Annotated in this window: 19 protein-coding genes and 1 other RNA gene; 16 read left to right on the top strand and 4 right to left on the bottom strand. The window is 63.0% G+C overall.

Annotation, left to right across the window (positions count from 1 at the left end):
- Positions 1 to 2 precede the first annotated feature (2 nt).
- Positions 3 to 584 (top strand): glutathione binding-like protein, encoded by a 582-nt coding sequence (locus AC13F2_RS15355; protein WP_482965720.1) that lies wholly within the window; start codon positions 3 to 5, stop codon positions 582 to 584.
- A 25-nt stretch (positions 585 to 609) separates the two neighbouring features.
- Here the strand turns inward: AC13F2_RS15355 and AC13F2_RS15350 are convergent, their stop codons facing one another.
- From AC13F2_RS15350 to AC13F2_RS15340, 3 genes are all read right to left on the bottom strand, one after another.
- A complete protein-coding gene (locus AC13F2_RS15350) occupies positions 610 to 1,185 on the bottom strand; it encodes a uracil-DNA glycosylase family protein (protein ID WP_482965719.1) in 576 nt (191 codons plus the stop codon).
- Entirely contained in the window at positions 1,182 to 2,987 is a 1,806-nt protein-coding gene (locus AC13F2_RS15345) for an ABC-F family ATP-binding cassette domain-containing protein (RefSeq protein WP_482965718.1), read from the bottom strand. Before AC13F2_RS15345 ends, AC13F2_RS15350 begins: the two co-directional genes overlap by 4 nt.
- Positions 2,988 to 3,080: 93 nt before the next feature.
- Positions 3,081 to 4,646 carry an amidohydrolase family protein gene (locus AC13F2_RS15340; protein WP_301641387.1) on the bottom strand — a complete coding sequence of 522 codons (1,566 nt, stop codon included), beginning with the start codon at positions 4,644 to 4,646 and terminating at the stop codon, positions 3,081 to 3,083.
- A 126-nt stretch (positions 4,647 to 4,772) separates the two neighbouring features.
- Here AC13F2_RS15340 and AC13F2_RS15335 point away from each other — a divergent pair, with 126 nt between their 5' ends.
- The 4 genes from AC13F2_RS15335 to AC13F2_RS15320 all read left to right on the top strand — a co-directional run bounded on the left by AC13F2_RS15335 (position 4,773) and on the right by AC13F2_RS15320 (position 8,073).
- On the top strand, positions 4,773 to 5,492 hold the full coding sequence (locus AC13F2_RS15335; protein WP_482965717.1) for an SIMPL domain-containing protein: 720 nt from the start codon (positions 4,773 to 4,775) through the stop codon (positions 5,490 to 5,492).
- Positions 5,493 to 5,561: 69 nt separating this feature from the next.
- The gene (locus AC13F2_RS15330; protein ID WP_103025142.1) at positions 5,562 to 5,867 is read left to right on the top strand and encodes a PepSY domain-containing protein; all 306 of its coding nucleotides are present in this window, start codon (positions 5,562 to 5,564) and stop codon (positions 5,865 to 5,867) included.
- A 96-nt stretch (positions 5,868 to 5,963) separates the two neighbouring features.
- On the top strand, positions 5,964 to 6,644 hold the full coding sequence (locus AC13F2_RS15325) for a response regulator transcription factor (RefSeq protein ID WP_103025141.1): 681 nt from the start codon (positions 5,964 to 5,966) through the stop codon (positions 6,642 to 6,644).
- A 112-nt stretch (positions 6,645 to 6,756) separates the two neighbouring features.
- Positions 6,757 to 8,073, top strand: a complete 1,317-nt coding sequence (locus AC13F2_RS15320) for a sensor histidine kinase (protein WP_103025171.1) — start codon at positions 6,757 to 6,759, stop codon at positions 8,071 to 8,073.
- Positions 8,074 to 8,080: 7 nt separating this feature from the next.
- Here AC13F2_RS15320 and AC13F2_RS15315 read toward each other — a convergent pair whose 3' ends face one another.
- Positions 8,081 to 8,377, bottom strand: coding sequence for a chorismate mutase (locus AC13F2_RS15315; protein ID WP_103025140.1), 297 nt, complete (start codon positions 8,375 to 8,377; stop codon positions 8,081 to 8,083).
- 65 nt (positions 8,378 to 8,442) lie between these two features.
- On the opposite strand from AC13F2_RS15315, the gene AC13F2_RS15310 reads away from it, so the two are divergent.
- The 11 genes from AC13F2_RS15310 (at position 8,443) to AC13F2_RS15260 (ending at position 19,773) form a co-directional block, all read left to right on the top strand.
- On the top strand, positions 8,443 to 9,459 hold the full coding sequence (locus tag AC13F2_RS15310; protein WP_196845861.1) for a polyprenyl synthetase family protein: 1,017 nt from the start codon (positions 8,443 to 8,445) through the stop codon (positions 9,457 to 9,459).
- Between the two features lie 28 nt (positions 9,460 to 9,487).
- Positions 9,488 to 11,926, top strand: a complete 2,439-nt coding sequence (gene hrpB, locus AC13F2_RS15305; protein WP_482965716.1) for an ATP-dependent helicase HrpB — start codon at positions 9,488 to 9,490, stop codon at positions 11,924 to 11,926.
- Between the two features lie 16 nt (positions 11,927 to 11,942).
- Positions 11,943 to 12,221: an ETC complex I subunit gene (locus AC13F2_RS15300; RefSeq protein WP_222828787.1), complete on the top strand. Its 279-nt coding sequence runs from the start codon at positions 11,943 to 11,945 to the stop codon at positions 12,219 to 12,221.
- Positions 12,222 to 12,230: 9 nt separating this feature from the next.
- The gene (bla, locus tag AC13F2_RS15295; protein ID WP_482965715.1) at positions 12,231 to 13,133 is read left to right on the top strand and encodes a class A beta-lactamase; all 903 of its coding nucleotides are present in this window, start codon (positions 12,231 to 12,233) and stop codon (positions 13,131 to 13,133) included.
- A gap of 30 nt (positions 13,134 to 13,163) precedes the next feature.
- Positions 13,164 to 13,258, top strand: an RNA gene (gene ffs / locus AC13F2_RS15290) — signal recognition particle sRNA small type.
- Positions 13,259 to 13,319: 61 nt separating this feature from the next.
- Complete coding sequence (locus AC13F2_RS15285; protein WP_482965714.1) at positions 13,320 to 15,116, top strand: DNA polymerase III subunit gamma/tau; 1,797 nt, start codon at positions 13,320 to 13,322, stop codon at positions 15,114 to 15,116.
- A complete protein-coding gene (locus AC13F2_RS15280; protein WP_103025286.1) occupies positions 15,113 to 15,448 on the top strand; it encodes a YbaB/EbfC family nucleoid-associated protein in 336 nt (111 codons plus the stop codon). The genes AC13F2_RS15285 and AC13F2_RS15280 overlap by 4 nt, the downstream gene beginning before the upstream one ends.
- A gap of 114 nt (positions 15,449 to 15,562) precedes the next feature.
- Entirely contained in the window at positions 15,563 to 16,075 is a 513-nt protein-coding gene (locus AC13F2_RS15275) for a Csu type fimbrial protein (protein WP_482965713.1), read from the top strand.
- 103 nt (positions 16,076 to 16,178) lie between these two features.
- A complete protein-coding gene (locus tag AC13F2_RS15270) occupies positions 16,179 to 16,664 on the top strand; it encodes a Csu type fimbrial protein (protein ID WP_482965712.1) in 486 nt (161 codons plus the stop codon).
- Positions 16,665 to 16,861: 197 nt separating this feature from the next.
- Positions 16,862 to 19,249, top strand: a complete 2,388-nt coding sequence (gene lon, locus AC13F2_RS15265) for an endopeptidase La (protein ID WP_196845867.1) — start codon at positions 16,862 to 16,864, stop codon at positions 19,247 to 19,249.
- A gap of 251 nt (positions 19,250 to 19,500) precedes the next feature.
- Positions 19,501 to 19,773, top strand: coding sequence for an HU family DNA-binding protein (locus tag AC13F2_RS15260; protein ID WP_103025290.1), 273 nt, complete (start codon positions 19,501 to 19,503; stop codon positions 19,771 to 19,773).
- Positions 19,774 to 19,811 lie beyond the last annotated feature (38 nt).

Below are 19,811 nucleotides of genomic sequence, written 5' to 3'. Positions count from 1 at the left end.
ACGTGAAACTCTATTATTCGCCCGGCGCCTGCAGTCTCGCTTCCCACATCGCGCTCGAAGAATGGGGCGGCGATTACGACACCGTGAAGGTCGATCTGAGCAAGCACCAGACCGAGGATGGCACCGATTTCTATTCAATCAGCCCGCGCGGCTACGTGCCTGCCATTTCCAGCGACGAGTTCGATCTGCTGACGGAAAACCCCGCTGTCCTGACCTATGTCGCGGAAAAGACCGACGCGCTCCCCACCGGCAAGGATCGCTTCAAGCTGCTCGAATGGATTGGCTTTATCGGCACCGAGATTCACGGCGGCTATCACCCGCTGTTCGGACAGGACACGGACGATCGTCAGGCCAAGGCCAAGGACCAGCTGGCCGAAACCTACCGCCTGACCGAAAAACTAATGGATGGAAAAGACTGGCTCGTCGGTGATGGCCCGACGGTGGCGGACAATTATCTGTTCGTTACCCTGCTCTGGGCCGACAAGTTCGATGTCGACTTGCCGCAATCGCTGGTCGATTACCGCGAACGTAACAAGCAGCGCGACGCGGTCAACAAGGCCATGAGCGCCGAAGGCCTGCTTTGACGGTAACGGCGTTGCGCGGCCGATTTCAATCGCCGCGCAACGCTGCAGCCACGCCGTCCCGTAAAACAGGGAGAAGGTCTTCCTCGAACCACGGGTGCTGACGCATGAACAGCGTGCTGCGCCATGCGGGATGCGGCAGTGGAATGAAATCCGGTTGGAATTCGCGATGGCGGCGCACGCGCTCCGCCATCGTCCAGTTTCTGGTTTGCGGTAAATAGGCGCGCTGCGCGTATGTGCCGACCAGCAAGGTCAGCCGGTCCTGCGGCAGTTCGGCCAGCACCCGAGCGTGCCACGTCGCGGCGCATTCGGGGCGAGGGGGCTTGTCGCCGCCGCTTGCCTTGCCGGGATAGCAGAAACCCATCGGCACCAGCGCCACGCGGGCGGGATCGTACATGTCGTCCTTGGACAACCCGGTCCATTCGCGCAGCCGGTCACCGCTCGCATCGTCCCAGGGGATGCCGCTTTCGTGGACCTTGCTGCCCGGCGCCTGCCCGATGATGAGCAGCCGCGCAGTGGACGAGAAACTGGCAACGGGCCGCACCCCGTGCGGCAGATGTTCCGCGCAGATCCGGCAGGCCGCGATCTCCGCCTTCAGGCTCATCCCTCGACCAGTTCGGCGAGAGCCAGCCAGCGCTCTTCGGCCGCATCCTTTTCATTGCGAGCGTTCTCGATGCCCTTCGAAATATTGGCGAATTTCTGCGGGTCTGCCGTGTAGAGGTCGGGATCCGCCAATATTTCCTCGCCCTTGGCGATGGCCACCTCCAGTTCCTCGATGCGCGCTGGCAGCAGCTCGTAATCGCGCTGATCCTTGTAGGACAGCTTGGTCGATTTCGGCGGTGGTGGGGCAGGGGGCGAAGCCTTGTTATCGCTTCCACCGCTACGCGTCTTGCCGGTAATTGGTGCCTGCCGTTTGGCCATCCAGTCTTCGTAGCCACCGGCAACAACATCGACATTGCCCGTGCCGTCGAGGCCCAGGGTGATGGTAACCGTCCGGTCGAGGAAGTCGCGATCGTGGCTGACGATCAGCACGGTGCCTTCGTAATCGGCGATGACTTCCTGCAGCAGGTCGAGCGTTTCGAGATCGAGATCGTTGGTCGGCTCGTCCAGCACCAGCAGGTTCGATGACTTGGCGAATTCGCGCGCCAGCAGCAGGCGGCTGCGCTCGCCGCCGGAAAGGACGGATACGTTCATCTCGACGATCTTGGGATCGAACAGGAAGTCCTTGAGATAGGCCTGCACATGCTTGCGCACGCCGCGCACGTCGATCCAGTCGCCGCCCTCGGCCAGCACCTGACGCACCGTCTTGTCGGCGGTGAGCAGCTGACGCTGCTGGTCGATCATCACGCCGGTCAGCGTCTTGGCGATATCGACCGTTCCGCTGTCGGGTTCCAGTTCGCCGGTCAGCATTTTCAGCAGGGTCGTCTTGCCCGCACCATTCGCGCCGACGATGCCGATCCGGTCGCCGCGCTGGATGCGCAGGCTGAACGGTTTGATGATCGTCCTCTCGCCATAGGACTTGGTGATATCCTGCACCGCGATCACCGATTTCGACTTGAACTCCGCTTCGGTCGCCAGTTGCAGCTTGGCAGTGCCGGCGGCAGTAATCATCGAGGCGCGTTGCGCGCGCATCTGGCCGAGCTTTTCCAGCCGGCCCTGATTGCGCTTGCGCCTGGCGGTTACCCCGCGTTCCAGCCAGTGCGCCTCCAGCTTTAGCTTGGCGTCCAGCTTGTCCGCAGCGCGGGCCTCTTCGGCATAGACCTGTTCTTCCCAGGCTTCGTAGCCGCCGAAACCCACTTCCTTGCGCCGCAGGTTACCGCGGTCGAGCCACAGGGTCGTGCGAGTCAGGCGTTTCAGGAAGGTCCGGTCGTGGCTGATCACGACGAAGGCGCCCTTGTACCTGTCCAGCCAGCCTTCCAGCCAGTCGATCGCACCCAGATCGAGGTGGTTGGTCGGCTCGTCCATCAATAACAGGTCAGGGTCCTGCGCCAGCGCGCGGGCGATGGCGGCGCGGCGTTTCTCGCCGCCGCTCGCGCCCTTGGTTTCCCGGCTCATGTCGATGCCGAGCTGGCCCGCAATGGCCTCGACCTCATGTTCCTGGGGGGCATGTTCGCCCGCCAATGCCCAGTCCATCAACGTGGCATGACCGGTCAGGTCCGGATCCTGCTCGAGCAGCACGACGCGCAGGGCTGGCTTGGTCTTGCGAATGCCGGCGTCGGTCTCGACCTGCCCGTCGATCATGCGAAACAGCGTGGTCTTGCCCACCCCGTTGCGCCCGATCAGCGCGATCCGGTCGCGCGGTCCGATATGCAGGTCCAGCGGATCGTGATCGGGCCCGCCGAACAGCCATTTGCCGCCCTGTTGCAGGGCGATGCCTTCGAGGCTGAGAATTGGGGGCTGTGCCATAGGCCGCGCGAGGTAGTCGCGCAGGGGCGGTCCGGCAAGCCTTCACCGATAAGGTCAGTTGTGGGAGCCTGAGAACGATTGGCTCCCGGCGACTTATTGCTGAGCTGCTGCCCGCTGCTCGTCGGCCATGCGGGCAACATCGGCGAGCAATTGCTGCGCGTCGTAGATGATGCCGTCCTTGATGGTCCAGCGCACGCCGCCGACCTGCTCGATCGTCTCGTCTTCGCGATTGAGGCGCGTATGGCCGGTCCCGTACAATACCTTGAAGTTGGCCAGCGGATTCTCGGGCACGATCACCAGATCGGCCAGCTGGCCCACGGCGATCCGGCCCATCGGCGGCGCTTCGCCGCGCGGCTCGTAGATTTCGCGCGCACCGTCGATGGTCGCTGCGCGGATCACGGCGAGCGGCGACAAGCCGGCCTCGCGCAGCATCTCCAGCTCGCCGATATAGGCGAAGCCCCAGGTCTGATAGATATAGCCCGGATCGGATCCGGCAGTGACCCGACCGCCGCGCTCGTGAAACTCCTTCGTCAGCTTGAACCATTTCTGGTAGAACTTGCGCCAGGCGACCTCGTCCTCGGTGGTCCAGTCCTTGTAATAACTGCCGTGATTGGTGGCGCTGGGGGCGTAGAAATCCATCAGCGACGGGATGGTGTATTTCGCGTGCCAGTCACGCGTCTTCGCCGCCATCACGTCCCGGCTGGCGGAATAAATGTTGAATGTGGGGCTGAGGGTTACTCCGCTGTCGACGAGAAAATCGATATATTCGTCCCATTTCTCGCTGCCCGGCTCGACTGCCTGCGGAGCAAGCTGCGCCACCCACGCAAAGCGCGACTGCTCGTCGAAGTAATTGTAGTTCTCGGGATAATAGGGCAGCCCGTCCTTCAGCAGGCTTTCGAAATGGCCGTAGAAGTGCGTCACGCCGCCGAGGCCCAGTTCCACAGCCGTGCGGGCGTTCACTTCGGCGACACCGGTCTGCGCCAGATGGGCGACAGTCCCCATCTGCTGCTTCTTCGCTTCGTCGAGCGCCGCGCCGAGCACCTCGGGACTGGAGGAGTTGAAGAACTTCACTCCCCAATAGCCCTGTGTCTTCGCCCACCGCACCCACTCGCGCGCCTTTGCAGGTGTGTCGGGATTACCGCCGGACCATTTGTCCCCGAACACGATGTAGGGGATCAGGCGCGGTGCGGTAATCGTGTTGGCCGCGCTGCGGCTGGCGTCCGACAGGTCGGGTGTGCCGGGGCCAAAGTAAAAACTCACGCCGCGTACGGTCGTGACGCCGTGCGCCAGCCACAGCTTGTATCCATAGGATGGCTGGGCCGCCTTGCCCTCATCCCCGTTATGGCCGTGCACATCGACGAAACCGGGCAGCACATACATGCCCGCGGCATCGACCACGCGCTGGGCGCCCTGTGCTTCGCTATCGGGCGCACCGCCGGGGTAAAGCGCGGCGATGCGATTGCCTTCGACCATGATGTCCACCGGACCTGCGGGCGGGGCGCCGCTGCCTTCGATAACCGTCGCGCCGCGGATCAGCAGCTTGCCGAACGGGCCTTCGCCTTCGTCCGATGCACGGTCGGGCACACGCTCCATTTGGGCAGCGAGCGGTTGCAGGCCCATGGTGGCCAATGCGGCGAGTGCGACTTTCCAGACTTTCATGTTTCCCCCACGTTTGGTCCGGTGGGCTAGCGCCAACGACGCGCAGAGGAAAGCGGGAACACATCCGTTCAGCAAGCCGTAAAGCCGAAAGGCCGACTAACCGTCCGAACAATGAGGAGTATTTTGATGATCCGTTACGCAATTCCTGCCTTGGCTGCTGCGGCTATCGCCTCCAGTGCACAGGCGGCAGAGGTCCAGATTCAGGCGCAGGGCCCGGTTGTCGAACTGTCGGTCAGTGAAAGCGTCGATGCCAAACCCGATATCGTCGATATCGGTGCCGGTGTCACCAGCCAGGCGAGCACCGCGGTCGAAGCCATGCGTATCAATGCCCGCGAGATGAATGCGGTGATTGATCGTATCAAGGCGCTGGGCATCAAGGATAAGGACATCCAGACCACCGGCATCAACCTGAGCGCGCAATACGATTACGATCAGAGCACGAGTCGGCAGGTCTTCCGCGGCTATCAGGCATCGAACCGGGTCAATGTCACCCTGCGCGAGGTGCCGCGTGCAGGCGAGGTGCTCGACGCGCTGGTCGCTGCCGGGGCGACCGATATCAATGGCCCGAACTTTGCGCTCGACGACGACACCAGCGCCCGCGCACAGGCGCGCAAGGCTGCCTTCGACAAGGCGCGTGCGCAGGCCGAGGAATATGCACGCTGGTCGGGCTTTTCCGGCGTGCGCCTGCTCGAAATCAACGAATCCGTCGCTGCCGGCCCGCCCATGCCTTACGCCCAGTCGGCGGAACGCAAGATGATGGACGTGAGCGCCGCGCCGACCCCGGTCGAACCCGGCCTCGTCGGCACGATGGTCTCGCTGACGGTTAAATTCGAGATGACTCGCTGAGACTTAACGGGCTTACCCCGCCAGCATTCACACCTTGTTCAATGCTGGCGGGATAGGCATGGTCGCATCATGAAGCGCATCTTTGCCTCTCTTCTCGCTTTCGGGCTGGTTGCCGGTCCGATAATGGCCGAACCCGCCTTTGCGCAGCGTCGCTCCGAACAGGGCGAAGCGCGGCGGGAAATGAGCGCAGGTAACATCCTGCAACTGCGGGAGATCGAGGCACGGGTTCTGCCAAGCATGCGCGGCGCCGAATACCTCGGCCCGGCTTACGATTCGACTGCGATGGCGTATCGTCTCAAGTTCATCAAGGACGGGCGGGTCATGTATGTCGATGTGGATGCACGCACCGGGAAAGTGCTGCGTCGCAGCCGCTAAACGGACCGCGCGGCATTCCCATTGAAACCCCGTTCATGTTGACGCGTTCATCTACATGAACGAATCGCGTGATAAATTATCCGAGGACGGACATTCATGAGGATCCTGATCGTCGAGGACGAGCCTACGCTCGGCCAGCAACTTAAATCGACGCTCGAACAGAACGGCTATGCGGTGGACCTGTCCACCGATGGCGAGGATGGGCATTTCCTGGGCAGTACCGAGGAATATGACGCCGTCATCCTCGACCTCGGCCTGCCGGAAATCGACGGGCTGACGGTGCTGGGCATGTGGCGCAAGGAAGGCCGCAAGTTCCCCGTTCTGGTGCTGACCGCGCGTGACAGCTGGTCCGACAAGGTCGCCGGTCTCGATGCCGGGGCGGACGATTATCTCGCCAAGCCTTTCCAGACCGAAGAACTCATCGCGCGCCTGCGGGCGTTGATCCGCCGCGCATCGGGCAACACCTCCAGCGAACTGACGGCGGGCGATGTGCGTCTCGACACGCGCTCGGGCCGCGTCACCCTGCAGGGCGAGCCGGTCAAGCTCACCGCGCAGGAATACAAGCTGCTGTCCTACCTCATGCACCACAAGGGCAAGGTGGTCAGCCGCACCGAACTGATCGAACATATCTACGATCAGGATTTCGACCGCGATTCCAATACGATCGAGGTCTTCGTTACCCGCATCCGCAAGAAGCTGGGTGCAGACGTGATCACGACGATCCGTGGACTCGGTTACAGCCTCGACGATCCCGCCGACCAGCCGCGCGCATCCTGACGGAGACGGCGGCGAGTCGGCGGCGGTCGGGCAGGTCCCGCCGGCGTCCCCGCCTGCCGAAAATCCGGTGACCATCGCCCATCCGGCGGCGCGGCGCAGCCTTGCGCGGCGCATGATGGTGATCGCCGCTCTGTGGATCAGCATCCTGCTGCTCGGCGGCGGCTTCGCGCTCGACCGTACGCTCGTCCGGCTGGTGGAGGATAATTTCGACGAGCAGCTGGAATACGTCCAGACCGCGCTGATCTCCACGGCCGAAATCGACAGTTTCGGCGATGTGCAGCTCTACCGCTCCCTCGGGGACCAGCGCTTTCTGGAGCCCAACAGCGGGGTCTACTGGCAGGTCACGGGCGAAGGGCATCAACCCTTTCCCAGCCGCAGCCTGTGGGATCGCAGCCTCGAACTGCATGGCGATCACGTCGACAAGCAGCCGCATTTCTACAATTCCGATCAGTTCGAAGGCGAGCCCCTGCGCATCGTCGAGCGTACGGTCATGCTGCCCGACAGCGATACGGAGTGGACCTTCGCCGTCGCCTCCGCCCGCGGCGAACTCGACTATCAGATCACCCGGATCCGCTCGATCCTGATCTGGAGCTTCGCGGCGCTGGGCATGGGCCTTCTCACCCTTGCCATGCTGCAAAGCTGGTACGGTCTTTCGCCGCTGCGGCGCGTGCGCAACGCCATCCAGGCCATGCGCAGCGAAGGCGCGAACCGCATTTCCGAACCCCTCCCGCTGGAGGTCGAACCTCTGGTGGAGGAGATCAACGCGCTCCTCGCCCATACCGAACAGCAGGCGGAAGAAGCGCGCATGCATGCCGGCAATCTCGCCCATGCTCTGAAGACGCCGCTGACCGTGCTCACCAATGCGGCGACCGCGCACGATCCCAAACTGTCCGATCTGGTGTGCCGCGAAACCAAGACGATGCAGCGCCACGTCGAACACCATCTCGCCCGGGCGCGGGCCGTCGGGCGGCGTGCCACCGGCCATTCGCGCGCCGAAGTATGGCCCAGCGCCGAAAGCGTGCTGCGCGCGGTGACCCGTATCTACGATACGACCCGCTTCGATCTCGACGGGAATCGGAACGCTGCCGTCTCGATCGAGCGGCAGGATCTCGATGAAATTCTCGGCAACCTGATCGAAAACGCCGCCAAATACGGAGGTGGCAGCGTGTTCGTCACCATCGATGCGCAGCGCGATTCGAAAGAATGCATCATCTGGATTGAAGATGACGGGCTGGGCATTCCCGAAGCCGACCGCGCCCGGATATTCGATCGCGGTGCGCGGCTCGATACGGGCAAGCCGGGCACCGGCCTCGGCCTCGCCATCGTGCGCGATGTCGCGGAAATCTACGGCGGCTCGGTCGAACTGGCGGAAAGCGAAGATCTGGGCGGCCTGCTCGTGCAGCTAAGCCTGCCGCGCAGCGCGCTGTAATGCCTGCCTAACGCTGCGCCGCCTGTTCGTGGTGGCGGATCACCTCGTCGATGATGAAGCGCAGGAATTTCTCGCTGAATTCCGGGTCCAGCTCGCTTTCTTCCGCCAGCCGCCGCAGCCGTTCGATCTGTTCCTTTTCGCGGGTGGGATCGGCCGGGGGCAGCGTCACCTTCGCCTTGTATTCCCCCACCGCCTGCGTGATCCGGAAACGCTCTGCCAGTATGTGGATGAGCGCGGCGTCGATATTGTCGATGCTCTTGCGAAAACCGGCGAGAACGGGATCGGGCTGGGGCGATGTGGTCATGCTGCCACGCTAGCGATAAATCCCGGCTTGCCAAGAAAGCTTGGGCAGACCATGGCCAAGCCGAAATGTCAGCCGAAGTTATCCCCCTGAAGCGCAAGGAGCTGGAAGGCTCCATCGAACCCATGCTGTCCCTGACGGCGCATGGCATGAACCAGGTCAATCAGGTGATCCTCGATCGCATGCAAAGCGAAGTGCCGCTGATCCCGGCGCTCGCAGGGCACCTGATATCGGGCGGCGGCAAACGCCTGCGCCCGATGCTTACGCTCGCCGGGGCGGACCTCGTCGGTTACAGCGGCACGCGCCACTACAAACTCGCCGCCGCGGTGGAATTCATCCACACCGCCACGCTCCTGCATGACGATGTCGTCGATGGCAGCGATCTTCGGCGCGGCAAGGCTGCGGCCAACATCATCTACGGCAATCCCGCCACCGTTCTGGTCGGCGATTTCCTGTTCAGCCGCTCGTTCGAACTGATGACCGAAGACGGCAGCCTCAAGGTGCTGAAAATCCTTTCGGGTGCCAGCGCGATCATTGCCGAAGGCGAAGTCGACCAGCTGACCGCCCAGCGCAAGATCGACACCAGCGAACAGCGCTATCTCCACATCATCCGCGCCAAGACCGCGGCCCTGTTCGCGGCCGCCAGCCGGATCGCCGCCGTGGTTGCCGAATGCAGCGACGAACAGGAACAGGCGCTCGACGAATATGGCCGCAATCTCGGCGTGGCCTTCCAGCTCGTCGACGATGCGCTGGATTACGATTCCAACGCCGCTGCCATGGGCAAGGACCGGGGCGACGATTTCCGCGAAGGCAAGATGACGCTGCCCGTCATCCTCGCCTATGCCCGCGGAACCGAGGAAGAACGGGAATTCTGGAAAGCTGCCATCGGCGGTTTCCGGACCGAAGATGAAGATCTCGATCACGCCATCCAGCTCATCGAACGCCATCAGGCGGTCTCCGATACCAAGCTGCGCGCGCGCCATTTCGCCCAGCGGGCGATCGATGCCCTGTCGATCTTCCCTGACGGCAAGGCACGCCGGGCGATGACGCAGGCCGCTTTGTTCGCGGTCGCGCGGGGGTATTGATCCCGTCTCCACGTGATAGGGCGCTCTCGTGAATAACGATCTGCCCATTCATGCCGTCCTGCCCGAACTGCTCGGCGCGCTTCGTCAGGGCAGCGGGGCTGTGCTCGTCGCCCCTCCGGGCGCGGGCAAGACCACGGCGGTCGCTCCGGCACTGCTGAACGAAGACTGGTGCACCGGCACCGTCATCCTCACCTCGCCGCGGCGCGTGGCGGCACGGGCCGCCGCGGAACGCATGGCGGAAACGCTGGGCGAAAAGCCGGGGGAAACCATCGGCTATCTCACGCGGCTCGACAGCAAACGCTCGGCCAGAACCCGCGTATTGGTGGTGACCGAAGCGATCTTCGTAAACACCATTCTCGCCGATCCCGAACTGGCGGGAATATCCGCCGTCCTCTTCGACGAAGCGCATGAGCGTCACCTCGACAGCGATCTGGGCCTTGCCCTCGCGCTCGAAAGCCGCGCCGTCCTGCGCGACGATCTGCGCGTACTGGTCATGTCGGCCACGATCGACGGCGCGCGGTTCGCACAGCTTCTGGGGGACGATACGCAGGTGATCGAAAGCGCGGGCAGGGCGCACCCCTTGCAGATCAGATGGTTCGGATCGTCGCCGCAGCTCCCGGTGGAAGATGCGATGGCGCAGGCGGTCGCTTCAGCCTGGCGGGAAGAGCAGGGCGATATCCTCGCCTTCCTGCCCGGCGTACGGGAAATCGAACGGGTGCGCGAACGTCTGGAAGCGCGTCTGCCGTCCGCACTCGTCCTTCCGCTCCACGGGCAGGTCGATCCGGCGGGGCAGCGTGCTGCCATCAGGCGCGATGCCGAAGGGCGCCGCCGTATCGTTCTTGCCACCGCCATTGCCGAGACCTCGCTGACGCTCGACGGCGTATCCGTCGTGGTCGATGCCGGCCTGTCCCGCCGGGCCGAATTCGACCGCGCGGCAGGCACAACGCATCTGGTTACCCACCGCGCCAGTCAGGCAGCCGCCGCCCAGCGCGCCGGGCGCGCGGCGCGGCAGGGGCCGGGCATCGCCTATCGCTTGTGGGAAGAGGCAGGCCATGGCGGGCGGCCGCCCTACGATCCGCCCGAAATGCTCACCGCCGATCTTGCCCCGCTGGTTCTGGCGCTGGCTCAATGGGGCAGCGGCGACCCGCTTGAACTCGGCTGGCTCGATCCGCCGCCTGCCGCCTCCATCGGCGCGGCCCGGCAGACACTGGTGGCGCTCGGCGCGCTCGATGCAGATGGCCGGATTACCGAACGCGGCTCTCGTCTCGCAAAGCTTCCGCTCGACCCGCAGGGGGCCGCGACCATTCTCTTCGGCGCGGAACATGGGGCGGAAACGCAAGCGGGGCGGATCGCCCTGCTGCTGCAGGAACGCGGTCTCGGCGGGCAGGGGGAAGACCTCGAAGCGCGCCTCTCGCGCTGGAACGGCGATTGCGGCGCCCGGGCAGAGGCCAGCCGCAAGCTGGCGGCCAGATGGGCAAAGCAGGCGCGCGGTCTGGCACAGGCGCCGCCCGATGGCGAGAGTGGGCACCGCCCGCCGCCCGGCATCCTGCTTGCCGCGGGACGGCCGGAATTCATCGCCAGACGGCGCGATGCCAGCGGTGAAAACTGGATTACCGCCGGGGGCAGGGGCTTCGTGCTCGATCCGGCATCCCCACTCGCCCGTGGGCAATTTCTGGTCGTGGGCGATGCGCAGGGGCAGGCGAAAGGCGCGCGGATCACCTCGGCCATCGCGCTGGAAGAAGCCGATCTGGAACGCTGGCTGCCGGACAGGATCGAACGCAGACATGTGCTGCGCTGGACGGGCGAGCGGGTGGAGGCGCTGCTTGAGCGCAGACTTGGCGCGATCACGCTGGCGCGCGGACCGGACCCGGCACCAGATGGGCAGGCCATTGTGGACATGCTTGTGGAAAAAGCTCTGGAAAACCCGGCAAAGATCCTCCCGGCAGAACTGCTCGCCCGCGCCGGTCATGCCGGTGTTACCGGGCTGGAACGCGGTGGCCTGGCTGAAAATGCTCCGCTCTGGCTCGCACCGCTGTTGCAAGGGCGGCGCGATCTCGATCTACCGATGGGCAAACTGGTCGATGCCTTGCTCGGCCAGCTCGACTGGGACAGCCGCCAGCGGCTGGACCGGCTGGCACCGCGCGAATTTACCTCTCCTGCGGGCACCACGCACCGCATCGACTATACGGGCGACGATGCGCCAAGCGTCGAGGTGCGCGTGCAGGCTCTCTTCGGACTGGAAAGCCACCCCATGGTCGGCGCGACGCCGCTGCTCCTGAAGCTCACCAGCCCCGCCGGGCGGCCGATCCAGTCCACCCGCGACCTGCCGAATTTCTGGCGTGGAAGCTGGGCCGATGTGCGCAAGGACATGAAGGGGCGCTACCCCAAGCACCGCTGGCCGGAGGAACCATGGGCGGAAAAGCCCAGTTTGAAGACCAAGAACGCCTTTTCACGCTCCGAAGGTTGAATTACAGGGTTAGTCCATGACCGCGAGAATCTACCAGCGACCGAAGAACGCCATGCAATCGGGCCGGGCCCGCACCGATGAATGGGTGCTCGAATTCGAGCAGTCCGAAGCGCGTCGGGCAGATCCGCTGATGGGCTGGACCGGCAGCAGTGACACGCAGGCACAGGTGCAGCTCACTTTCCCGAGCAAGGAAGAAGCGAAAGCCTATGCCGGGAAATACGGCATCGCCGCGCGCGTTCACGCTACGCCGCCCAAAAGTCTCAAGCTTCAGGCCTACGCCGACAATTTTCGCTGATCCCTGCGGGTGAGGGCACTTTTCCTCCCCCTGCTGCTTGCAACGGCAGCCTGCAGCGTCAATCCGCAGGGTTCGCCTGAACGGGGCGAGCCCGGAACATCTGCCGCGCAGCAGGATCTTGCAGCGCGGATTTCCGAAATCGAAACGGCTTCCGGCGGGCGGCTGGGCCTTGCCTTGCATTCGCCGGACAAGGGCCTCGTTTACGCCTATCGCGGTGACGAACGTTTCGCCATGTGCTCGACTTTCAAGCTCGCCCTTGCGGCGATGACGCTGGATACGCCGGGCCTGCGCGAAAAGCGCCTCCACTTCGGGGCAGGGGACATTCTCAGCTATGCTCCCTACGCGAAAGAGCGCGCGTCATCCGGCTGGATGGGCGGGCTGCAAGCGGCGCATCACGCCGTCACCCTCAGCGACAATACGGCGGCCAATCTGCTTCTGGCAGAGGTAGGCGGGCCGGACGGATTTACCCGCTGGCTGCGCTCCATGGGGGACGAGGCGACCCGCCTCGACCGGAACGAGCCCGCGCTCAATGAAAACGCGCCGGGCGATCCGCGTGATACCACTACGCCCACAGCGCATGCGGACCTCGTCGGCACGCTTTTGTGGGGTGACCGGCTCGTGCAGGCCGACCGTGCCCTCCTGCAGGAATGGCTCGTGGAAACGACGACGGGGATGAACCGTCTTCGCGCCGGCCTGCCGGGTGAATGGCGCGCCGGAGACAAGACCGGCACCTGCGGGACCGGCGTACAGGGCGAAGTAAACGATATCGCCATGTTCGAAACGTCCGATGGCGCGCGCTACATCCTCGCTGCCTATCTCGACCGCGCGGATGGCTCCGCATCCGATGCCGAAGCCCGTCTGGCAGAGGCCGCCCGCGCGATTGCCGACTGGCTACAGCAGATGGGAGCTTGAAACTCCTCTGACATCCGGCCATATGGCGCGCCGGGAGTCGGTCGGACGTTTGCGTTCGCTCACCGGGTCAGATCCGGAAGGAAGCAGCCCAGGTGGATTGCGGCGGGTCGGCCGGCTCCTTTTTCACCCACATTTCGTGACTGTGATGGCATGACATTCCTGCCGTCAGTCCCTACCTGTTCCAACATGGGTGATTCACCGGACAATCCAGATGGCCTTCCTTGGGAGAGCGAAGCGGACGCTCCCGACGCGCCGAGCGCTGCCGAACTCGAGGAAGCCGGACAGGAAGCCATGTTCGGCGCCGAACAGACGCCTGCGCCGGCCGATCATACGTATGATCCACATGCCTCCACTGTTCGGCAGCCGGCTCAGCCCTACCGCGTTCTGGCCCGTAAATACCGTCCGCAGACCTTCGCCGAACTCATCGGTCAGGAAGCGATGGTGCGTACGCTGGCCAATGCAATCGCCCGCGATCGGCTCGCTCACGCCTTCCTGATGACCGGCGTTCGCGGGGTGGGGAAGACCTCCACCGCGCGCCTTATCGCCAAGGCTCTGAACTGTATCGGGCCCGATGGAAACGGCGGTCCCACGATCAGCCCCTGCGGCGTTTGCGAACCCTGCCGCGCCATCGCCGAAGGCCGCCACATCGACGTCATCGAAATGGACGCCGCCAGCCATACCGGCGTCGATGACGTGCGCGAGATCATCGAAGCGGTGCGCTACGCCGCCGTTTCGGCGCGCTACAAGATCTACATTATCGACGAAGTTCACATGCTGTCCCGCAATGCTTTCAATGCGTTGTTGAAGACACTTGAGGAACCGCCTGCACATGTGAAGTTCCTCTTCGCCACGACCGAGGTGGAAAAGCTGCCGGTCACGGTGCTCAGCCGGACCCAGCGTTTCGACCTGCGCCGCATTCCGGTCGAACTGCTCGAAAGCCACTTCGCCGACATCTGCGCCAAGGAAGGCGTCGAAGCCGATGCGGAGGCTTTGCACATCGTGGCCAACGCCGCCGAAGGGTCGGTTCGCGATGGTCTCTCGATCCTCGACCAGGCCATTGCCCACGCCGATCTCGACACCGAAGGCAAGGTAACCGCCGCCCGTGTGCGCGACATGCTCGGCCTTGCCGACAAGGGCGCACAGCGCCGCCTTTTCGGGCATATTCTCGAAGGCCAGGGCCGCGAACTGCTGGCCGCGATCGACGAGCAATACGCCCTCGGCGTCGAACCGCTCGCCCTCATGCGCGCCCAGATGGATCTCGCCCACCGGATCACCGTGGCGCAGGTTTCGGGCACCGAGCCGGAAGGTGTCAGTCCCGATGAGCGCGAGCAATTGTCGGGCTGGGCTGCACGGCTCCCGGCGGGCCAGCTGCATCGCCTCTGGCAGTTGCTGCTCAAGGGGCACGATGAAATTCGCCTCGCGCCCGACCCCCTGATCGCGCTGCGCATGGCGCTCCTGCGCACGCTCCATGCAGGCCAGATGCCCGATCCCGGCAAGCTGGCGAAGAAGATCGAAACACTGGCTGAAGCCGGCCCCGTCAGGCAAGCTGCGGATGAGGGAAGTGCGGTTGCAGAAGCGCCGCAGGCGCCGCTGGATTGGCAGGAACTGGTCGATGCGATCGATGCATCAGGGCTGATGCAGGAAGCCAGCATCATGCGCCTGCAAGTGCGCGTAGTGGAACTGGCAGACGGCATACTGCGCTTCGGCAGAGATGCGAAATTCTCGGATGATGTCATCCCGGTGCTGAAAGAAGCGCTACACCGCCACACCGGGAAGCGCTGGACCGTGGAAGAGGTTGCCGGGGGAGCCGGGGCTCCTTCGCTCGTCGAAGTACAAGTCAGCGAGCGCGATGCCGCAGCAGCCGCGACGCGCAATCACCCGCTGGTCAAAGCGGCCTTCGACGCTTTCCCGCAGGCAGAGTTGATCGATGATGGCGGCGCAGCTCCCCAGCGCCGCGAAATACCCTGGAGTAGAAACGCATGAACATGGAAGAAATGCTCGCGCAGGCCCAGAAGGCTGCTGAAACGATCCAGAAGCAGATGGGCGATGCCCAGGCCAAGCTTGACGATATCGAGGTCGAAGGCGCGGCCGGTGGCGGTCTCGTCAAAGTCCGCGCCACGGCGCGTGGTCGCATTCTCGGCGTCTCGATCGACGATAGCCTGATGAAGCCGGAAGAAAAGCAGATGGTCGAAGATCTCGTGACAGCGGCTTTCAACGATGCCCGCGACCGCGCCGATCGCGTATCTGCCGAAGAAATGGACAAGATTCAGCAGGGCGTTGGCTTGCCGGCAGGCTTCAAATTGCCGGGTATGTAATCCCGGCTTTGCCCACCAAAGCGGCGTTTATGCCTAATTTTGTGGTAACGGCCGCTTAGGTATTTTTCAAAAGGTGTCGCCTAATTTTCCCGGACGAATCGACGGGAAGGCGACGTGGGCAAAACGGGGATCAGGACTACTTGTTCGGCACTGGCCGGCGCGTGCGCGCTCGCCGGTCTTTGCTCGCCCGCGGCGGCTGCGCCCAATGGATCGCAGATGCAGATCGGCGCGCAGGTCGAGGGGCGCTGCTCCGTGTCGACGACGGATATGGCATTCGGGGTTCTCGATACGAAGAATGTGACCCGCGTCGACACGAACGCCACCGTTTCGGTGTCCTGCGCGGGCCTGCTCACGTTCTTTCGCCTGACCATGGACTGGGGGCAGAATGCGTCGGGCGAGCAGAGGCGGATCAAAAACGCTTCCAACGACTACCTTCCTTACGAAGTCTATCGCAATAACAACCGCACGCAGCGCTGGGGTCAGCGAAACAGCGAGAGCCGCACCGGGGTGATACTGCTCGGTATCGGCAATGAGGACTTCGAAGCTTATGGACGTTTGTCCGGCATCACCCCCTCCACGCCAAAGGGCCGGTATACCGATCAGCTTACGGTCACTATCACGTTCTAGGCGCGGGCGTGAGGCGCTGCGACACGGCGGAGCGCCTGCCGAATTAACCGATATTTAGCCGAGTTGTCCTAGAGACGTCCTCTCGATTTCCAGAGGGGTGCTGGTGGTTTCTTTTCGTTCCGGATCGTTGCTGTGGGCGCTCGGCGCCGTCTGCCTTCCGGCGGTCGCTCATGCGCAGGCAACGCTTACCCCGACTGTCGAAGTGATCGATGGCTGCACGGTTCTTACCGCGGAAATGGCTTTCGATATCAGCGCAAGCGCCGGGGCAGGGCCGGTCGACAGCACGACGCAGATCGACATCGAATGCACCCGCCTGGCCCTGTTTCGCGTCGATATGGACCGCGGTAGCAATGCCAATGGCACCCAGCGTCGCATGCGCAACGGCTCCGGGGATTTCATTCCCTATGGCATCTTCCGCAATACCGCCCGTACGCAAACCTGGGGCAGCGGTTCGGGAAATGCTCCGCTGGGCATCGCCTGGGGGCGGGGCAGGGGCAGCATGACCGCCTATGGCCGGATCGCGTCCGTACCGGCCAACCTGACTCCCGGTGTTTACGAGGATATCGTTACCGTCAGCATAACCTTCTGACGTCCGTGCTGGATCCTGTCCCGCATGAGGCTGGGCAATTACAATTTCTTCTCGGTCACACGCGATTTTGTCACTGAGACGCGGTCAGGCGCTAATCCATCTCATCCACATGACTTTGGCGCGCGACGTTGCGGAGCGCGACTGGTCTCACCATATTCCGAGCGAACGGCCTTACCGGCCCCGAATGGAATTGATTGATGACCCAGACCTTCCCCCTCCTCCCCTTGCGCGACATCGTGGTATTTCCCGGAATGGTGGTGCCTCTGTTTGTCGGACGCGACAAATCGGTCGCAGCCCTCGAAGCGGCAATGGAAGGCAGCAAGGACATCTTCCTGCTCGCTCAACTCGATCCGGGTTGCGACGACCCCGAACGAGATGATCTGTTTGACGTCGGCGTGATCGCGCAGGTTCTGCAGTTGCTGAAGCTGCCCGACGGCACCGTCCGCGTGCTGGTCCAGGGTACGTCGCGCGCAACGCTCGAACAGCTTGCACAGCGCGGTGAGCATGTCGAAGCCACAGTTTCCTCGCAGGACGAGGTAACGGCATCCGGCAGTGAAGTGACCGCCATGATGCGGCAGGTCGTCGAACAGTTTGGCGAATATGCGAAGCTCAACAAGAAACTTGGCGAAGAAGCCGCCGAGCAATTGGGTGACATCGACGATGCCAGCGAACTGGCCGATTCGATCGCCGCTGCGATTTCCGCGAAGGTTTCGGACAAGCAGGCGCTACTGGTCGAAAAGGACCCGCTCAAGCGGCTCGAAATGGTGATGTCCTACATGGAAGGCGAGCTTTCCGTGCTGCAGGTGGAACGGCGCATCCGCGGCCGTGTAAAGCGGCAGATGGAGCGTACGCAGCGCGAATATTATCTCAACGAACAGCTGAAAGCGATCCAGAACGAGCTTGGCGGTGACGAAGACGGCAGCAACGAGATTGCCGAACTGACCGAAAAGATTGCCAAGACCAAACTCAGCAAGGAGGCGCGCGAAAAGGCCGAAGGCGAACTCAAAAAGCTCAAGGCCATGCAGCCGATGAGCGCCGAAGCGACCGTCATCCGAAACTACCTCGACGTCCTGCTGGGTCTGCCCTGGGGCAAGAAAAGCAAGGTAAAGAAGGACATCGGCACGGCGCAGGAAGTGCTCGATGCGGATCATTATGGGCTTGAAAAGGTCAAGGATCGTATCGTCGAATATCTCGCCGTCCAGGCCCGTACACGCAAGTTGAAGGGCCCGATCCTCTGCCTCGTCGGCCCGCCAGGTGTGGGTAAGACTTCGCTCGGCAAAAGCATTGCGAAGGCGACGGGCCGTGAGTTCGTACGTCAGTCGCTTGGCGGGGTACGCGACGAAGCCGAAATCCGGGGTCATCGCCGTACCTATATCGGCTCGCTTCCGGGCAAGATTGTGAGCAATCTGAAGAAGGCCGGCAAGATCAACCCGCTGTTCCTGCTCGACGAGATCGACAAGCTGGGCCAGGATTTCCGCGGCGATCCGGCATCGGCCCTTCTCGAAGTGCTGGATCCGGAACAGAACAACAAGTTCCAGGACCACTATCTCGAGCTCGATCTCGACTTGTCGGACATCATGTTCGTCACTACTGCGAACAGTCTCAATCTGCCGCAACCGCTGCTCGACCGTATGGAGATCATCCGGCTCGAAGGGTATACGGAAGACGAAAAGGTCGAGATCGCCAAGCGTCACCTGTTGCCCAAACAGATCGGCGAACACGGCCTGAAAAAGGGCGAGTTCGAACTGACCGAAGATGGTCTGCGCGATCTGATCCGGTATTATACGCGTGAAGCGGGTGTCCGTACGCTCGAGCGTGAACTTGCTCGACTGGCCCGCAAATCGCTGCGCAAGATTCTCGAGAAGCAGGTCGAGAGCGTCACCATTACGCCTGAAAACCTGAGTGAGTTCGCCGGCGTGCGCAAGTTCAAGCACGGCATGGGCGAGGAAGAGCCGCAGGTCGGTGCGGTTACCGGACTGGCATGGACCGAAGTGGGCGGCGAATTGCTGACCATCGAAAGCGTCACTACGCCGGGGAAAGGCGACATCAAAACGACCGGCAAGCTCGGCGAAGTGATGAACGAAAGCGTTGCCGCCGCCTTCAGCTTCGTGAAGGCGCGTGCGCCGCATTACGGTATCAAGCCGAGCCTGTTCCATCGCCGTAACATCCATATTCACTTGCCTGAAGGCGCCGTTCCCAAGGATGGGCCCAGCGCGGGCGTCGGTATGGTGACATCGATCGTCTCGACGCTTTCGGGCATTCCTGTCCGTCCAGATGTCGCGATGACGGGCGAGGTTACGCTGCGTGGGCGTGTACTGGCGATCGGCGGGCTGAAGGAAAAGCTGCTCGCGGCGCTACGCGGCGGAATCAAGAAAGTCCTGATACCGGAAGAAAACGTGAAGGATCTCGCGGAAATCCCGGGCAATGTGAAAGATGGCCTGGAAATCGTCCCCGTTTCGCATGTCGACGAGGTGCTGGCGCATGCATTGTGCAGCGTGCCCGAGCCGATCGAGTGGACCGAAGCGGATGATTTGGCGAGCCAACCCGATCACACGCTGCGGGCGCCATCGCCGACTGCCCATTAAGTAGGCCGAACCTGAGCGACCGAATCGGGAGCTTTGGCGACCTACGCTGCGCGCTAATTTCGGTGTGTGCAGTGCAGCATCGGCGGATCGCGGGTCGCTTTATCTCAATTTTCCCGTCTCCGACCCCGTAAACCGCCGATTTTGGCCGAGAATGCCTTTGACAGAGGTCCGAAAAAACTCTCAATTCGTTCGCCTTCGCCGAGGCGATTCAGCCGAATTGATTTGATGATAAAAACTAGGGGGTTTCTCTAATGAACAAGAACGACCTGATCAGCGCAGTTGCCGATTCCAGCGGTCTTTCGAAGAACGATGCGTCGAGTGCCGTCGAAGGCGTTTTCGACGCTATCACCAAGGCCCTGTCGAGCGGTGACGAAGTGCGCCTGGTCGGCTTCGGCACGTTCTCGGTCGCCAAGCGCAAGGCTTCGACCGGCCGTAACCCGCGTACGGGTGAGCCCATGACGATCAAGGCGTCCAACCAGCCCAAGTTCAAGGCTGGCAAGGGCCTGAAGGATTCCGTCAACTAACTCGGAATTTTCCGGTTCGCCCCCGCATATTGCAGAAC

It is taken from the genome of Qipengyuania sp. L-5Y (genome assembly GCF_056859455.1).
This window is presented reverse-complemented; position numbering and strand designations above follow the sequence as displayed.

What these genes read in the sequence shown, in the direction of transcription:
- AC13F2_RS15330 (WP_103025142.1), top strand. Translation starts at nt 5,562, where the DNA reads ATGAAGCGCATCTTTGCCTCTCTTCTCGCTTTCGGGCTGGTTGCCGGT.
- AC13F2_RS15260 (WP_103025290.1), top strand. Translation starts at nt 19,501, where the DNA reads ATGAACAAGAACGACCTGATCAGCGCAGTTGCCGATTCCAGCGGTCTT.
- AC13F2_RS15315 (WP_103025140.1), bottom strand. Translation starts at nt 8,377, where the DNA reads ATGACCACATCGCCCCAGCCCGATCCCGTTCTCGCCGGTTTTCGCAAG.
- lon (WP_196845867.1), top strand. Translation starts at nt 16,862, where the DNA reads ATGACCCAGACCTTCCCCCTCCTCCCCTTGCGCGACATCGTGGTATTT.
- AC13F2_RS15345 (WP_482965718.1), bottom strand. Translation starts at nt 2,987, where the DNA reads ATGGCACAGCCCCCAATTCTCAGCCTCGAAGGCATCGCCCTGCAACAG.
- AC13F2_RS15310 (WP_196845861.1), top strand. Translation starts at nt 8,443, where the DNA reads ATGTCAGCCGAAGTTATCCCCCTGAAGCGCAAGGAGCTGGAAGGCTCC.
- AC13F2_RS15350 (WP_482965719.1), bottom strand. Translation starts at nt 1,185, where the DNA reads ATGAGCCTGAAGGCGGAGATCGCGGCCTGCCGGATCTGCGCGGAACAT.
- AC13F2_RS15320 (WP_103025171.1), top strand. Translation starts at nt 6,757, where the DNA reads ATGATGGTGATCGCCGCTCTGTGGATCAGCATCCTGCTGCTCGGCGGC.
- AC13F2_RS15285 (WP_482965714.1), top strand. Translation starts at nt 13,320, where the DNA reads ATGGGTGATTCACCGGACAATCCAGATGGCCTTCCTTGGGAGAGCGAA.
- AC13F2_RS15300 (WP_222828787.1), top strand. Translation starts at nt 11,943, where the DNA reads ATGACCGCGAGAATCTACCAGCGACCGAAGAACGCCATGCAATCGGGC.
- AC13F2_RS15325 (WP_103025141.1), top strand. Translation starts at nt 5,964, where the DNA reads ATGAGGATCCTGATCGTCGAGGACGAGCCTACGCTCGGCCAGCAACTT.
- AC13F2_RS15340 (WP_301641387.1), bottom strand. Translation starts at nt 4,646, where the DNA reads ATGAAAGTCTGGAAAGTCGCACTCGCCGCATTGGCCACCATGGGCCTG.
- AC13F2_RS15280 (WP_103025286.1), top strand. Translation starts at nt 15,113, where the DNA reads ATGAACATGGAAGAAATGCTCGCGCAGGCCCAGAAGGCTGCTGAAACG.
- AC13F2_RS15335 (WP_482965717.1), top strand. Translation starts at nt 4,773, where the DNA reads ATGATCCGTTACGCAATTCCTGCCTTGGCTGCTGCGGCTATCGCCTCC.